We start from the raw sequence: 15,841 nt of genomic DNA, 5'->3' as shown, positions 1-15,841 counted from the left end.
CCGCATTATGCGATAATGTAAAGATAAGAATGGCGCTGAAAGGATAGTGAAATCAATGAGTTTACGTTTTATGCTCGGCCGAGCCGGGACTGGGAAATCACAGCGGATAATGAACGAGATTATTGAACGTCTGGCAGATGACCCGGCAGGTGATCCTGTCATTTATCTAGTGCCTGATCAGATGACCTTTCAGTCGGAATATAAATTGGCTTCAACGCCTGGAATAAACGGAATGATGAGGGCTCAGGTTTTCAGTTTTTCGCGGCTTGCCTGGAAAGTTCTCGGTGACACAGGCGGTATGACCAGAATCCATATCTCGAGCACGGGTATTCATATGATGCTCAGGAAAATTATCGAGCATCGTCGAGAAGAGTTGAAAATATTCAAGAAAGCGTCCGATCAGACAGGTTTTTACGATTTGCTTGAAATGATGTTGACCGAATTGAAACGTTACTGCGTAACACCGGAGGAAGTTAACGGACACGCAGGCTCACTCCTTCATTTTACTGGAAAAGAGAGCTCGAAGAACGTCCTGATGGATAAGCTTTCTGACCTTGGTCTGATTTACAGCGACCTTGAAAAATCTCTTGCTCATCATTACGTAGATTCAGAGGATTACCTTCGTCTGCTCGCAGAAAAGATCCCGTACTCCTCTTACATACGAGAATGCGAGATTTACTTGGATGGGTTCCACTCTTTTACACCGCAGGAAAAAGAAGTGCTCTCAATGCTCATGAAATATGCCAAAAGAGTGACAATCGCTTTGACAGCTGATGTTCATTCAGCTTCATTAGCTCCACATGAACTGGATCTTTTTCATATGACATCCACAACCTATGTACAGCTGGCAAACATGGCGAGAGAAAATGCGGTGCAGCTTGAAGATGATGTATTGTTCAGCATGCCAAAACGTTTTAAAGGTACGGCAATCGCGCATCTTGAACGTCATTTTGACACGAGGCCCGAAGTTGCTTCATATGAAACGTCAGGCCTTACAGTGGCTGGGGCTGTATCCTTAAGAGCAGAAGCAGAAGGTACGGCAAGAGAGATATTACAGCTTGTCCGTGACCATAATTATCGTTTCCGTGACATCTCTTTATCTGTCCGTAATCCTTCTGCCTATCAGTCTGTTATTGAAACTGTTTTTGAAGAGTACGGAATTCCTGTTTTTATTGACCAGAAGAAATCTATGCTGCACCATCCATTAGTAGAGCTGATTCGTTCTGTGCTGGATATCATCAGTAAAAACTGGCGTTATGAAGCGGTATTCAGAGCCGTGAAAACGGAACTCCTCTATCCTGGAGACCGTACGAAAACGATAAAAGAACTAAGAAAAGGCATGGATCAGCTGGAAAACTATTGTCTCGCATTGGGCATCCAAGGAAATCGGTGGACAGACCCGAAGCCTTGGAAGTATGTGAGGTTTCGAGGGCTGGAAGAAGGAGAAGCGTCTCGGACAGATTCAGATCAGCAGAAGGAAAACGAGCTGAACGAACTGAGAGAAATGATTGTAGCCCCTATTAAACGGCTTTCAAGGGACCTTTCATCTGCCAGCAGTGTCAAAGACTTTTGCACTTCGCTGTTTTATTTCCTAGAAAGAATAGAGGTTCCCGCCAAGCTTGAGTCACTAAGAATGAAGGCCGAGGGAAGAGGGAGGCTGAAAGAGGCACGTGAGCATGGCCAGGTGTGGAACGCGGTCCTGAACCTGCTGGATGAGATGGTCGAGATGGCAGGAGACGAAGAGCTTTCTATCTCATTATGGACAAAAATGCTGGATACAGGACTTGAAAGCATGAAGTTCTCTCTTGTTCCGCCAGCTCTTGATCAAGTGCTTGTCGGTACTGTTGACCGGTCACGCTTTACAGATGTGAAGGTTCACTTCCTTTTAGGAGTGAATGACGGCGTACTTCCAGCCCGTCCGCAGGAAGGCGGACTGCTGTCAGAAAGCGACAGGGAGATGCTTGAACAGAACGGCTTTGAACTGGCTCCAGGCAGCAGAAGACAGCTTTTGGACGAACAGTTTCTGATTTATCTCGCTCTTACAAATGCATCTGACAGGTTGTATGTCTCTTACCCGCTGGCGGATGAAGAAGGAAAAACATTGCAGCCGTCCATGGTGATTTCAAGGCTGAAGTCTCTTTTTCCAGGGATGCATGAAATACTCTGGAAGAATGAGCCTGAGTGGGAGGATGATTTATCGTTTATCCAGCACCCGAAAAAAGCCGTATCATACTTAAACGGAAAGCTTCGTGAATGGAAGAGAGGATATGGCATCGCGGATGAATGGTGGTCGGTGTATAACTGGAGCATGAATAATGAATCGACAAGGCTTTTTGCTGAAACAGTCCTTTCCGGTCTGTTCTTTAAAAATCAGGAAAACAGGCTTAGCAAGCCAATTGCAGAGGAGTTGTACGGTACCACAATTTCGGCAAGTATTTCAAGGATGGAATTGTATTCCTCGTGCCCTTTCTCGCAGTTCGCCTCGTATGGTTTGAAGCTTAGAGAGCGGGAAATCTACCGTCTCGAAGCGCCGGATATCGGCCAGCTGTTTCATGCTGCACTGAAAAACATGAGCGATTTTCTCGACAGCCGAGGGATGAAGTGGCAGGATTTGTCCCAGAACGAATGCTTCCGGATTGCCGGTGACATGGTCGATCTCCTCGCGCCTAAACTTCAGCACGAAATATTGTTAAGCTCTAACAGACTTCTGTATATTAAGCGGAAGCTGAAGGATGTCGTAGGGAAAGCAACCTTTATTTTAAGTGAGCATGCGAGAGCGAGCGGCTTTGCGCCTGCAGGTCTTGAACTCGGATTTGGAAGAGGCGGAGAGCTTCCGCCTCTCGTATATGAACTGCCAAACGGGACGAAGATGGAAATCATCGGCCGGATTGACAGAGTCGATACAGCCAAGAGCAGCGACGGGATGATGCTGCGTGTCATCGATTATAAATCGAGCTCGACTGGCCTCAATTTAAGTGAAGTCTACTATGGAATTGCTCTTCAAATGCTCACATATCTGGATGTAGCGGTCACACATTCAGGCAGGTGGCTCGGTGAAGAAGCGGTGCCAGCAGGTGTCCTTTATTTTCATGTACACAACCCGCTGCTCGCACAAAAGAAGCTGCTTACATTAGAGGAAATTGAGAAAGAAGTGTACAAAAAATTCAAGATGAAAGGTCTCGTGCTTGCGGACAGCGATGCGATCAATCTGATGGATAGCACGATGGAAAAGAAATCGGACATTATTCCTGTTGAGCTTACCCAAAAGGGCTTTCATAAACGAAGTTCCATCGCTACAAAAGAGCAGTTCCATCATCTAAGGAATTATGTTAAGAAAACAGTAAAGAAAATAGGGACGGAAATATCGGACGGACATATCGAAATTTCTCCATATGATTTAAAAAATAAAAAACCTTGCACGTACTGTTCTTATAAATCCGTCTGTCAGTTTGATGAAACGTTTGAAGAGAACGGATATCGTAAACTGAAGAACGAAAAAGACGAGGTTATCATTGAAAGAATATCTGAAGAAGGAGGGGAAGCATTGTGAAAACATTAATACCGAAGCCAGAAGGAACATCTTGGACAGATGATCAGTGGCTTGCGATATCTGCGCGCGGGGAGAATATTCTAGTCGCAGCTGCAGCAGGGTCTGGAAAAACCGCTGTCCTTGTTGAACGTATCATTTCTATGATCAAAGACAAACACGCTGACGTTGACAGACTGTTAATCGTAACATTCACTAATGCAGCGGCAGCCGAAATGAGAAAGCGGATCGGTGAGGCACTGGATCAGGAGCTTAAGAATCATCCATCATCTTTGCATTTAAGAAGGCAGCTGAGCCTCCTGAACAAAGCTTCAATCTCAACGCTTCACTCCTTCTGTATTGAAGTACTCAGGAAGTATTATTTTTTGACCGACCTTGATCCTGGCTTTAAAATTGCTGACGAATCGGAAGCGGAACTGCTGCGGCAGGAAGTGATTGAAGATCTTTTTGAAGAAGAGTACAGCAAGGGAGAAGAACATTCTTTCTATGCACTTGTAGATGCTTATAGTTCTGACCGCAATGACATGGAACTGCAGAAGCTCGTGCTCTCTCTTTACGATTTCTCACGCAGCCATCCTGATCCTGAAGGGTGGCTGCAGCAGATGGCTGCACAGTATAAAACAGAAGGTGCATCAATTGATGATCTGCCATGGACAGGAGAACTTTTAACAGACATCACAAGGCAGCTTGCTGGTTTAAAGGCATACGCCAATAAAGCGCTAGATGCAGCTCAAGCACCTGGCGGACCGGAGCATTATGTTCCTGCGCTTGAAAGCGATGCTGCTGAAATAGAGAAGCTGCTGTCTTCTTCTCAATCATGGAGCTCCCTTTATGATGCGTTCCAAACAATAGAATTCGCCAAGCTTAAAACAGTCAGAGGGTTTGACGGGGATGAATCACTCAAGGAAAAAGTAAAGAAAATGCGCGATGGGATCAAAAAGAAGACGTCAAAAATAAAAGAAGATTATTTTGAACGCCATCCTGATTCGTTTCTGGCACATCTTGATGAAATGGCTCCGGTTGTAGAAGAGCTGTCCTCTTTAGTAATGGCGTTCGGCTCACGTTACAGTGCCGCGAAAAGGGAAAAAGGAATCGCTGATTTTGGAGATCTCGAGCATTATTGTCTTCAAGTCCTCTCAGGTCATGGTTCTAAGATGGAGCATCCGGTTCCGTCAGAAGCGGCGGAAGAATACCGCGAGCGTTTTATTGAAGTGCTTGTGGACGAATATCAGGACACGAATTTCGTGCAGGAATCAATAATCAGACTCGTCTGCCAAGATGGCACTGAAGGCAACCTGTTTATGGTTGGTGATGTGAAGCAGTCAATTTACCGGTTCCGTCTTGCTGAACCATTGCTGTTTTTATCAAAATACCGATCTTTTTCATCTGCCGGAGGAAACGGGCTGAAAATTGATTTATCTAAAAACTTCAGAAGCCGTGAAGATGTTCTTCATGCATCTAATTTTATTTTTAAGCAAATTATGGACCGGCGCGTCGGAGAAATTGATTATGACGTTGATGCTGAATTGAAGCACGGCGCTTCTTATTATCCAGACGCTGAAGGTTCGGAAACAGAGCTTATTCTTATCAATAAAAGCAAGCCTGTTTTAAATGAAGAGGGAGAAGATGAAGGAGAAAGTGAAAAGAGCGAACTTGAAACGGTTATTCTAGAAGCGCGTGTAATGGCAGAAAAAATCAAGCAGCTCGTCGGGGCAGACGGCAATCAGCCTTATATGGTTTTTGACAAGCAGACGAAGCTGATGAGGCCAGTCCGATATAAGGATATCGTTATTCTGCTGCGGGCAACACAAGTGTGGGCTCCGGCAGTTTTGGAAGAGTTTAAACAGCAAGGAATACCTGGGTATGCAGAACTTTCTTCTGGCTATTTTAATGCAGTTGAAGTAAGAGTCATGATGGCTTTGCTTCAAGTGATCGACAATCCGCTTCAAGATATACCGTTTGCGGCAGTACTGAGGTCTCCTATTGTGGGACTGACTGGTGAAGAGATGGCTCTGATCCGTTTATCGCAGAAAACAGGATCATATTATGAAGCAGCAGAACTAGCTGCAGGTCAAGGAGAAGAACGCTGGAGGAACAAGCTCAGAGCTTTCCTTGAATCGCTGGATTTATGGAGAGTGCGGGCGAGAAGCGGCGCGCTTTCTGATCTCATATGGAATTTATACAGCGAAACCGGCTATTATGACTTTGCAGGAGGAATGCCTGGCGGCAAACAGCGGCAGGCAAACTTGAGGGCATTATATGACCGTGCGAAGGGATATGAGTCAACATCTTACCGTGGGCTGTTCAGGTTCCTTCGTTTTATAGAAAGAATGCAGGACCGCGGAAAGGATCTCGGTGCAGCGCGCGCTCTTGGAGAGCAAGAGGACGTTGTCCGCATCATGACAATTCATAAAAGCAAAGGGCTTGAATTTCCTGTTGTCTTTGTTGCAGGACTGAACAAACAGTTTAATATGATGGATTTAAAGGAAAACGTCCTACTTCATAAAGAGCTTGGACTTGGAACAAGGTACATCAATCCGAAGTATCGGGTAACATATCCTACACTGCCTAAGCTGGCCATCGCTCAGCGCAAGAAAATGGAACTGATCGCTGAAGAGATGCGAGTGCTGTACGTTGCGATGACGAGAGCAAAAGAAAAGCTATATATGATTGGAACAGTAAACGAGGCAGCAAAATCCGCAGAAAGCTGGGAAGACGCTTTATATGAGGAAGAATGGATGCTCCCTGATTATTTGCGCTCACAGGCGAAAAGCTATTTGGACTGGATTGGTCCGTCTGTCATCCGTCATAAAAACAGCGGACCATTAAGAGATCTCCTGCCTGCTTCAGCATTAGGACGAGGGGAGCCATACATCCATGAAACAGACTGGAAAGTGACTATGCTTCAGGCGGAATCGTATGAAGAGACAGCCGTGTTAGAAGAGCAGGAAAAAGAATTACTGAACCTAGTGAGATCAAAAATGCCTGTGCCGCTGAGCTCAGAGAATGAAGAAGAAGTGAGGCGCAGGCTGCAGTGGACCTATAATTTCTCCCTATCAAGCACTACAAGATCGAAGCAATCTGTTACAGAAATTAAAAAGCAGCATCAGGTGAGGGATGAATACAGCAGCAGCGATTTAGTTGCCGCTGTCAGGCAGCCATTGCACGAACGTCCTGCTTTTATGAGCGGAACATCAATGAATGCAGCTGAATCGGGAACAGCGATGCATCTTGTTATGCAGCACTTGGACTATCACTCAGCGGAAACTGAACAAGAAATAAAAGAACAGATTCAAAGAATGACAGCAAAAGAAATATTAACCACAGTGCAGGCTGAAAACATCAATGTGTCTGCTATCCTGTCATTTCTTCGATCCCCGATTGGATTACGAGTGAAACAGTCTGCCGATTTACGGAGAGAGATTCCATTCAGCATGTCTCTCCCAATAACAGAAGTAAACCCGAAGTTTAAAGGAGACGAAGAAGAAAAGGTTTTAGTTCAAGGAGTGATCGATTGCCTGATTCGCGAGGAAGACGGCTATATCCTCATAGATTACAAGACCGATGGCATTACAAACCGGTTTGCAGGAGGGTATAAAGAAGCTGAAAATGTTCTGAGAAACCGTTATACCGTGCAAATTTCATTATATGAAAAAGCAATCAGCAGAATTTTAAAAGCTCCTGTTAAAGAGGCTTATTTATACTTTTTTGACGGCGGCCATACGCTGAAAATGAAATAATAGGAGGTTGATCATGCGAATACTGCATACAGCAGACTGGCATTTAGGGCGTACGCTTGAAGGCAGGAGCCGGATCCGCGAGCAGGAGGAATTCCTCGACGAAATCGCCATGATAGCGGAAAAAGAGAAAGCCGATATCATTTTGATGGCAGGAGATGTATTTGATACAGTCAATCCTCCCGCAGCTGCCGAGACACTCTTTTATGATGCGGCAGCAAGGCTCTCAGACAAAGGTAATAGACCTTTTATCGCGGTTTCTGGCAACCATGACCATCCTGATCGGCTATGCGCTTCTATCCCGCTTGCGAAAGAGCTGGGGATTACTCTCATTGGCAGTCCAGAGCCTAAGCTTTTTTCGGCAGGTGCAAAAAGAACCGGGGAGATTGTTGAAATCTGTGCTTTGCCTTATCCATCTGAATCGAGACTGAAGCAGCTCCTTGCTGATACTCAAGAGGAAGAAGGCCTGCGGGACGGATACGATGCATGGGTACGTGCTTATTTTGAGAGTGTTGCTTCACGCTTTAACCCGAAAAACGTTAACCTGGCGATGAGCCACATATATGTTGCGGGAGGAAACGACAGTGATTCGGAGCGGCCGATCCATATTGGCGGAGCTTATACGGTTGCAGCTACTACACTGCCTGCTAGTGCTCAGTACACGGCTCTTGGCCACCTTCACAGGCCTCAAAATGTCAAAAGGACCGCCTCGCCGGCCAGATATTCAGGTTCTCCGATCAGCTACAGTTTTTCAGAAGCTGGACAGAGCAAATCGGTAACGATGATTGATGTCGCGCCAGGACAAGCTGCTTCGATTACAGAAATTCCTCTTTCATCGGGTAAACCACTTGTCGCTTGGGAAGCGAAGGGCGGTCTTCAGGAAGTGTATCAGTTTCTTGATGAGGGGCTTTACTCTAACGCATGGATCGATCTGTCCCTTCATCTGACTGAAGCGATGCCGGTGGAAGAGATTCAAAGATTAAGAAAAAGGCATGATGGCATCATCCACATCAAACCGGTCTATGCAGCAGAAAAGAGTGAAAGAGAACGTAGTGTTAAAGCATCACAGCTTCCGCCAGACCAGCTCTTTAAAGCATTTTATGAAAAGCAGACAGGCGGAGCAGTACCTGGCGATGAGCTAGTGTCGTTGTTCCTTGAGCTCTTGAATGAAGACGATGCCGAAGAGGTGAAACTATGAAGCCTATCTCACTGACAGTGGCAGGGCTGCAAAGTTTCCGTGAGCCGCAGACGATACCATTCAGCGAATTGTGCAGCGGTGGAGTTTTTGGTATTTTTGGACCTACCGGAAGCGGAAAGTCCACCATTTTAGATGCGATCACTCTTGCTCTATACGGAAAAGTGGAAAGGGCAAATGGCGGAACAAACGGTATCATGAACAACAGTGAAGACAAGCTGTCTGTATCATTTACGTTCGCTCTCAACAGCGGGGCTGAAGTGAAAGAATACAAAGTAGAGCGCTCTTATAAAAGGACAGGCGAACATACTGTGCGCACAGCATCGTGCCGCCTATCTGAAGTTGTGAACGGTGAAACGATGGTTCATGCTGACAAGGAAAGGGATGTCACGCAGCATGTACAGCAGATTTTAGGTCTTACGATTGAAGATTTCACGAGGGCTGTTGTGCTTCCTCAAGGGAAATTTGCAGAGTTTTTGTCACTAAAAGGTGCAGAACGAAGACAGATGCTGCAAAGACTGTTTCAGCTTGAAAAATACGGCGACAAACTAAATACACGGCTGAAAAGAAGAGCCGATGAAGAAAAAGCAAAATGGAATGAATTGTTAGCGGAACAGAGCGGTCTCGGTGATGCATCGGCGGATGCGCTGCTAGCAGCAGAAAAAGAGTTAAAGCAATGTGAAATGCTTTATGCAGAAAGTAAGAAGAATTCGAATGAAGCAGAAAAACAGGCAGAACTGGCCAAGCGCGTGAAAGATGCGCAAGAGGAACTCAGCCGTCTTCAAGAAGAGAAAGATAAGCTTGAGGATCGCCGCAATGAAGTGTCTGAATTGAAACAAAGGCTGGACGCCGCTATTCAGGCTGACAAACTTCTGCCGTATTATGAGGAATGCAGAAGGACAGAAGCTGAAACAAAAGAAATGAATGAACGGTTGCAGCACCTCCAAACAGAGAGGAATAAGCTGCTCTCAGAGTGGAAAGAAGTTTCTGCATTGAATGAATCATTGAAGGCAGAAACAGAAGAAAAAGTACCGCTTTTAAATGAGCACTTGTCTCTGATGAAAGAAGCAGTAAAAAAGCAGGATATTCTGCGAGATACGGACATGAAACAAGCATCGAGCTTTGAAATGCTGCAAGCCTATAAGCGGAAAATGGATGTTCTAACTCACGAAGTTCAGAAAGCTTCTGATACGCTTTCAAAAGGAGAGCTGAAGAAAAAAGAACTTCTTCAAGTGCAGAACAGCAATACAGTATCATCTGAAGAACGAAGGATGCTGGCAGATGCAGCAGCACGTAAAGGTGAGTATACGCAGACACTTCAAAATGCAGAGAGCATCCGTGCTGAGATAGTAAAAATGAAAATTGAGCTCGCTGAATCTGAGGATCAGCAGCTTCACGTATCGCAAAAGAAAAAAGAATTGAATCAAGATGCTGAAAAACTGATGCAGCAGATGCAAGCCGTATACGGCCGTTTGTGCGAGAGTGTTCGAGTGAAGGAGAAGCTGTTACGTGTATTTCATTCTCTTCGAAAGAATTATAGAGACCAGTCAGAAAAGCGGCGTCTGCATGAACTGGCCATCGAACTTGCTGCTTCCTTAAAGGATGGAGAACCATGTACGGTTTGCGGCTCAGTAAATCATCCTTCACCTTTTGAATCTGAAGGAACGGCAAAAAAGATTGAAGCGTTCAATGAAGATTATTTTGAAGAATCACTTCGGAAATTAGGGACTCAGTCTGAACGTGCAGCAGAAAGGATGGAAGAGCTGGCTGCCAAAATTATTGACCATTCTTCCTCGCAGCTGGAACTCGCAGCCTCTGCTGATACGTATTCTGAAGAGGCAGCGGCGCTTGAAATGGATAATATCGGTTTTGAGGATGCTATGCATGCAGCAGAAACTGAATTAAAAATGCTTCTGCAGGATGTCATTCAGCTGGAAGAGGCAGCAAAAGCATTTGTTTCTAAAAAAGAAAGAATTGAAAAATCTGCAGATGCTGCCGTATTAAAACAAAAAATGATTCAGCAGCTCATAGACCCAATGCAGGAGAAGCTAGTAAAGGCCGAAGCAAGATCAGAAGAATTAATGCGTATGTGGAGTGAACATTTCTTATTTGATCTTTCGGAAGTCGATCATCTGCACAATCAATTGCATGAAAAAGACACATTGCGCGAAGATGCAGAAAAACGGCTAGGAATCGCAGAAACCTTCTTAGCCGAAAAAACGGCATTATTGGCAGAAAAAAAGGAGGAGCTAAGCGAACTTGATAAAAAAGCCGCCATTGAGACGAGCAGGTTTGAAATATTAAAACAAACAGTAAACGAACTGCAAACAGAAATCAGCAGAATTACAGGAGGCGGCGATTCTGCAGCTCTTCTTCAAGAAACACAGTCCAAGCTTGATCATCTTCTTTCGAGTTCAAAGGAGATGGAACAGCGCTGCCGAAAGGTCCACGACTCTTATAATCGATGTGACAGGGAACATCATGCTAGTTCTGAAGCTTTGAAAAGGGCTGAGGAGCGGGAGGCCGAAGCATCAAAGATGTTCAATGAAAAGCTTACATCCTCTAATTTTGCTGCTGCTGATTCCGTCGAAAAAGCGATTGCAAGTCCTGAACAACAGCAGAAATGGAACGAACACATCACTGCTTTTGAAGACGAAGGAAAAGATCTATCTTCCCGGATAGCCGCTATCAAGAGCACGCTTCCAGAAAAAGCGTTAAGCATGGAAGAATGGGATCAGATAATAAACAAGCTGAACGATGCGAAAGAGATGCTTGAGATAAGCGGACAGCGTCTAGGCGAAGCACGAAGTACGTATGTTCAACTTGAGAAAAACCATCTTAGATACACTGAGCTTGAAAAAATGAAGGCGGAATGCGAAGTCAAGTGCCTTAATTTCAGCAAGCTTCAGGCTGTATTTAGAGGAAACACGTTTGTTGAATTTGCTGCTGAAGAACAGCTTCATCAGATTACAATCGATGCATCTGAAAGGCTGGCGCGCCTGACACGAGGCCGTTATGCGATCGAAGTTGATTCATCCAACGGGTTTGTGATGAGAGATGACGCAAACGGAGGAATCAAAAGGCCGGTTTCCTCCCTTTCTGGAGGAGAAACGTTCCTTACCTCTCTAGCTTTAGCGTTATCTCTATCTGCGCAGATACAGCTGCGCGGCAGGCATCCGCTGCAGTTTTTCTTCCTTGATGAAGGGTTCGGCACACTTGACCAGGAACTTCTCGATACTGTTGTTACAGCGCTCGAAAAGCTGCAGATGAACTCATTTGCGATCGGTGTTATCTCACATGTGCCCGAGTTAAAAGCAAGATTATCGAAAAAAGTACTCGTCACCCCTTCTGATTTTGCCGGAAAGGGAAGTACAGTTGCATTAGCAGCTGATTAATAATGAAAAGGTCAGCTTACGGAATCCGTCTGCTGACCTTTTTATATGCACAAAATGCAATTTTACTCTTTACTCAATGATTCCGAAATTCATTATTTTTACTGTGACGTTTGTATTGAAATCGACTTTCTTGAAGTAATTTTTTTTATCTATCGCTTGCCATGTATCGTTATGAAAAGCGATTAATTGCCGGCCTATGCCAAACGTATCACTGTTAAAGCCCTGAAGCGTCTTTATGATTTCACCGGCTTCTTTTGTTAGAACTTCATTCAGCTGACTCTCGACTAATTTTAAACCTTTTTTATCTGTTGTATGTTTACTAGGAAATTCTCCGATAGAAATCGTCAAGTTCAAGTCGATCTTGGCGCTTACACTGTTATCAGGCTTTACAGAAACCTTAAGTTTGCGTTTTGCTTTTTTTACGATGAGTGTTACGGATTTTGCCGGACCATCTCCTTTTGCATTAGGCAGTTTTCTAGTCGTGGAAATCGATTTTGAGCTTTGTGTGGCGTTTAATAAATTGAAGAGTATTGACTTAGGACCCTTGATCGTTCCTGCGAAAACATGATTATGAAAAAGCGCAACTCCTGATACGTTCAACTCTTTCTCAAGTGGTTCGAAATAAGGGAGCGCAAAATCCTGGCCTGGATCAAACATAACAGGACAGATCGTCTGAATACTGACTTCGGGAACATGCGATGCATCTTCTGCACTGGCAATGAGATCATACAAATATTCTCCAAGGTTTCCTGTTGCGATGTTCGGTTCTTGAAATTTCATGCTGACCACATCGGAAGCTTTTTTGCTCGAAACTGCTAGTTTTGCGTTTAGTGCGGATTTTGGATCGCGGTAAAAAACATCCAGTATACTGTATATGTCTTTTTTGGCGGCTTCTTTTCCTAACACGATGATCAGGTTTTTTGATGCATCTACACGTTCGGCGATGCGCCGGTCAAGATTATGCCGGCTTTGACGGGCAGTATTGCCGGTTGCCTCGAACACCTGCGATATTTCTTTTCCTTCCTCCCTAGAACCTGGCTGAACTTGAGGAATGGCGGCAATCGTACGTACCTTGCCTTTCTTAGTGTAATCAAATCCGCCTGCCTTAATGAGTTTAGTCTGATTCAGCTGAACTTGATCCCAGCACCCAGTCAGAAGGAGAGAGCATGCGAGAAAGAAATACAAAAATTTATTTCTCATACTGTGCATTTCCTCCTTGTTTTTTTCTCGCCACCGCAATGATCAGCAGCAAACAAATAATTGGAATCGTAAAAATGATTCCTGATAAGCTGATATATTTTCCCCACTGCTGTATCTGGAGATTTGACTTCGGGATCGTGGCAAGGATAATACTCGTAAAAACGAGATAAGGTATCGTCTTTTTGTGATGCTTAAGCTTTAGTACAGACTGCACGCCTTTTGCTGCAATGAACAAATAACTCATAAATGAGGTAGCAACAGATACGAGCCAAAGAGACATAAACACTAGGTCTGTCCGTTCGATAACTTTAAAGGAAAACGCTTTAAGCATGTAAAGGACCGGTTCTGGAACAATAATGATTTCCTCAGAATTAAAATAAATGAAAGTTGTAAACGTTACGTACGTGTAAAAAAGTGTGACACAAAGGGCAGCAAGCGAAACTGCTTTAAGCTTTTTCTCGGGTTTGCCATTCGTGTAAGCGAAGAAAACGAGAGCTGCATCAAATCCAAGCAGTGCGACTGTTGCATCCTGTGTACCGACCAGTACATTTTTCATTCCATGTACTCCTACCGGAAGGATATAAAGCAGATGGGCGTCTGTATAGGAATAAGCGATTAATAAAAATAAAACAATGAGGAGCGGTGTCATGATAATGAAAAATCTTGCAATGATACGTGCAGAGCTGGTAATTAAATAACCGCTTGTCAGGGCCACACAGCTGATCATCACCCACTTTGGAGTTTCGGGGAAAATCCATCGGCCTGTTATCTGATGGAAATACATGAGAATCAAGACTGAAACAAAGATAAAATGAATCGTATACAGCGCGTTAAGTACTTTTCCTGCTGCTGGACCTATCAACAAAGGAATGACGTCATATAAAGTGCTGCCAGGGAAACGCTTCATTAACAGCCAGATCATTAAAATAACAAACTGGATGAGCACTCCGGCTATCATAACCGACATCCATCCGTCTGTTTTTGCTTTTGTAAAAAGAGTAAAAGGCAATGACAGGATGCCTACACCTATCTGTGTTTGTATGATGACGAAGAACAGCTGGCGAGGGGTTATGCTGTTATTCTTCATCCTCCTCCTCCTCCCACTTTCTTGAACGATTTTCCTGACGAAGTTTTTGCGGTTTTGCATCAAGCGGTCTTTGGTTCAGCTTCCAGAAGGGCAGCCGGATAAATGTATCCCTAAGGTTCTGCATACGTAGCGGAGCAACAGGAGAGAAAAACGGTGTCCCGAATGACGTCAGCTTTGTCAAGTGAATGAACAAGACCATAAAGCCGATCACGATGCCGATAAATCCAAGTGTTCCAGCTAAAACCATTAATGGAAAGCGAATAATCCTAACCGCCTCACTCATTTCGCTTGAAGGTACGATATAAGCGGAAATCGCTGTAATTGCGACGACAATGATCATCATATTCGAAACAAGCCCCGCACTTACAACAGCATCTCCTATTACAAGCCCTCCAACTATGGCGATCGTCTGCCCGATAGGGGAAGGAAGCCGGATCGATGCTTCTCTAATAAGTTCAATGGTCAATTCCATAATCATAGCCTCAATAAGCGGAGGATATGGTATGTTTTCAAGCGAACTCTTGATGGCGAGAACCATGCCAGAAGGAATCACTTCAAAGTGATAAGAAACGACAGCGATATAGACAGCTGGGAACCCTAAAGCAGTAAAAAAGCTGAAAATGCGGATAAACCGGAAAAATGAACCAAGCAGCCATCTAGTGTTATAATCGTCCGACGACTGGTAGAACGAAAAGAAATTAGCAGGCATAATGGACGCCATCGGTGAGAGGGCAGACATAACAACAATCCTGCCTTCCATCAAGTTGCCAGCGGCCCGGTCAGGTCTTTCTGTATCCATGATTTGCGGGAAGGGGCTGTATGGGTGATCCTCAATGCTCTCGATGATGTTCCCTGGTGTTAAAACAGAATCAGAATCAATACACGAAATACGGTGCTCCACTTTTTGGACGATTTCCTGGTTCGCTATGCCTTCCATATAAATAATAGCGCCTTTTGAATGTGTTTCTTTTCCAACTGTAAAGTATTTGACAACAAGCTTCGGACTTTTAATCCGCTTTCTTAGCATGGTAATGTTAGTTGTTAAATCCTCGATAAAGCCGTCATGAGCCCCCCGGATTACTCTTTCATTTGTAGGCTCAACAATATCGCGCTTATAAGTGGCTGCTGTAGAAGCAGCATAAAAGACATCATATCCTTCTATGAAAATTAAAGTCTTGCCATCAAGAAGAAGGCCTGAAGCAGTGTTGAACTCTGCCTCGATCGTTGTTTCCGCTTCAATAATGAGATGAAAGGTATCAGGAGTGATGGTTTCACCAAGTTCGAACAGAGGATTGATGATCTGCTCCTGAACCAGCTTCACATCTGAACTTGTCTCAAGGTTGACGAATAAAAGCCGTCTCGCCCATTTATCAAAAGATATGTACTTGAAATTCAGGTCGCTGCTTTTATGAAAAATAGAAGAAAGCTGCGTCTCACGTTCTTCTAAAGTCATCACAGCCTTAGTTGATGTCTGGGTTGTTAAGGCCGTCCGTCTAGTTTCTTCCTCTTGGCTGGATGAAGCTTTTTGCTGCTCTTCAGAAACAAGCGGTTTTGGCTTCTTGAACTGTGTCATGAATCTCACCTCTTTGGGAGTATTTTCTTCCATTGGACAGTTAAATATTCTCAGGAGGCATTATTGTAATTTTTGTGGTGATGCGACAATTTTTGTCATTTTTTTAA

Annotated in this window: 7 protein-coding genes; 4 read left to right on the top strand and 3 right to left on the bottom strand. The window is 44.4% G+C overall.

Translation table 11 applies throughout. The features are described 5' to 3' along the window. The first annotated feature begins 55 nt into the window (after positions 1-55). Genes addB through CGZ90_RS04310 form a run of 4 tightly spaced genes read left to right on the top strand, consistent with a single transcriptional unit; the run spans position 56 to position 11,874 of the window. Entirely contained in the window at positions 56-3,550 is a 3,495-nt protein-coding gene (addB, locus tag CGZ90_RS04325) for a helicase-exonuclease AddAB subunit AddB (protein ID WP_205727368.1), read from the top strand. After that, a complete protein-coding gene (addA, locus tag CGZ90_RS04320; protein WP_379675183.1) occupies positions 3,544-7,287 on the top strand; it encodes a helicase-exonuclease AddAB subunit AddA in 3,744 nt (1,247 codons plus the stop codon). Before addB ends, addA begins: the two co-directional genes overlap by 7 nt. A 13-nt stretch (positions 7,288-7,300) precedes the next feature. Next, entirely contained in the window at positions 7,301-8,482 is a 1,182-nt protein-coding gene (locus CGZ90_RS04315; RefSeq protein ID WP_094251088.1) for an exonuclease SbcCD subunit D, read from the top strand. Continuing rightward, positions 8,479-11,874, top strand: a complete 3,396-nt coding sequence (locus tag CGZ90_RS04310) for an AAA family ATPase (protein ID WP_094251087.1) — start codon at positions 8,479-8,481, stop codon at positions 11,872-11,874. The genes CGZ90_RS04315 and CGZ90_RS04310 overlap by 4 nt, the downstream gene beginning before the upstream one ends. A 69-nt stretch (positions 11,875-11,943) precedes the next feature. Here CGZ90_RS04310 and CGZ90_RS04305 read toward each other — a convergent pair whose 3' ends face one another. Genes CGZ90_RS04305 through CGZ90_RS04295 form a run of 3 tightly spaced genes read right to left on the bottom strand, consistent with a single transcriptional unit; the run spans position 11,944 to position 15,734 of the window. Next, the gene (locus tag CGZ90_RS04305; RefSeq protein ID WP_165766761.1) at positions 11,944-13,074 is read right to left on the bottom strand and encodes a Ger(x)C family spore germination protein; all 1,131 of its coding nucleotides are present in this window, start codon (positions 13,072-13,074) and stop codon (positions 11,944-11,946) included. Beyond that, complete coding sequence (locus tag CGZ90_RS04300; RefSeq protein WP_165766760.1) at positions 13,064-14,161, bottom strand: GerAB/ArcD/ProY family transporter; 1,098 nt, start codon at positions 14,159-14,161, stop codon at positions 13,064-13,066. The genes CGZ90_RS04305 and CGZ90_RS04300 overlap by 11 nt, the downstream gene beginning before the upstream one ends. Beyond that, positions 14,151-15,734 carry a spore germination protein gene (locus CGZ90_RS04295; protein WP_165766759.1) on the bottom strand — a complete coding sequence of 528 codons (1,584 nt, stop codon included), beginning with the start codon at positions 15,732-15,734 and terminating at the stop codon, positions 14,151-14,153. The genes CGZ90_RS04300 and CGZ90_RS04295 overlap by 11 nt, the downstream gene beginning before the upstream one ends. Positions 15,735-15,841: the final 107 nt, after the last annotated feature.

This window comes from Fictibacillus aquaticus (assembly GCF_002245695.1).
Classification (GTDB): Bacteria; Bacillota; Bacilli; order Bacillales; family Fictibacillaceae; genus Fictibacillus; species Fictibacillus aquaticus.
Note: the sequence above shows the minus strand (reverse complement) of the source record. Positions and strands in the feature narration are given on the sequence as shown.

Bases quoted from the DNA above. Each gene is read 5' to 3' on its own strand.
- addB (WP_205727368.1), top strand. From the start codon at position 56: ATGAGTTTACGTTTTATGCTCGGCCGAGCCGGGACTGGGAAATCACAG.
- CGZ90_RS04315 (WP_094251088.1), top strand. From the start codon at position 7,301: ATGCGAATACTGCATACAGCAGACTGGCATTTAGGGCGTACGCTTGAA.
- CGZ90_RS04310 (WP_094251087.1), top strand. From the start codon at position 8,479: ATGAAGCCTATCTCACTGACAGTGGCAGGGCTGCAAAGTTTCCGTGAG.
- CGZ90_RS04305 (WP_165766761.1), bottom strand. From the start codon at position 13,074: ATGAGAAATAAATTTTTGTATTTCTTTCTCGCATGCTCTCTCCTTCTG.
- CGZ90_RS04300 (WP_165766760.1), bottom strand. From the start codon at position 14,161: ATGAAGAATAACAGCATAACCCCTCGCCAGCTGTTCTTCGTCATCATA.
- CGZ90_RS04295 (WP_165766759.1), bottom strand. From the start codon at position 15,734: ATGACACAGTTCAAGAAGCCAAAACCGCTTGTTTCTGAAGAGCAGCAA.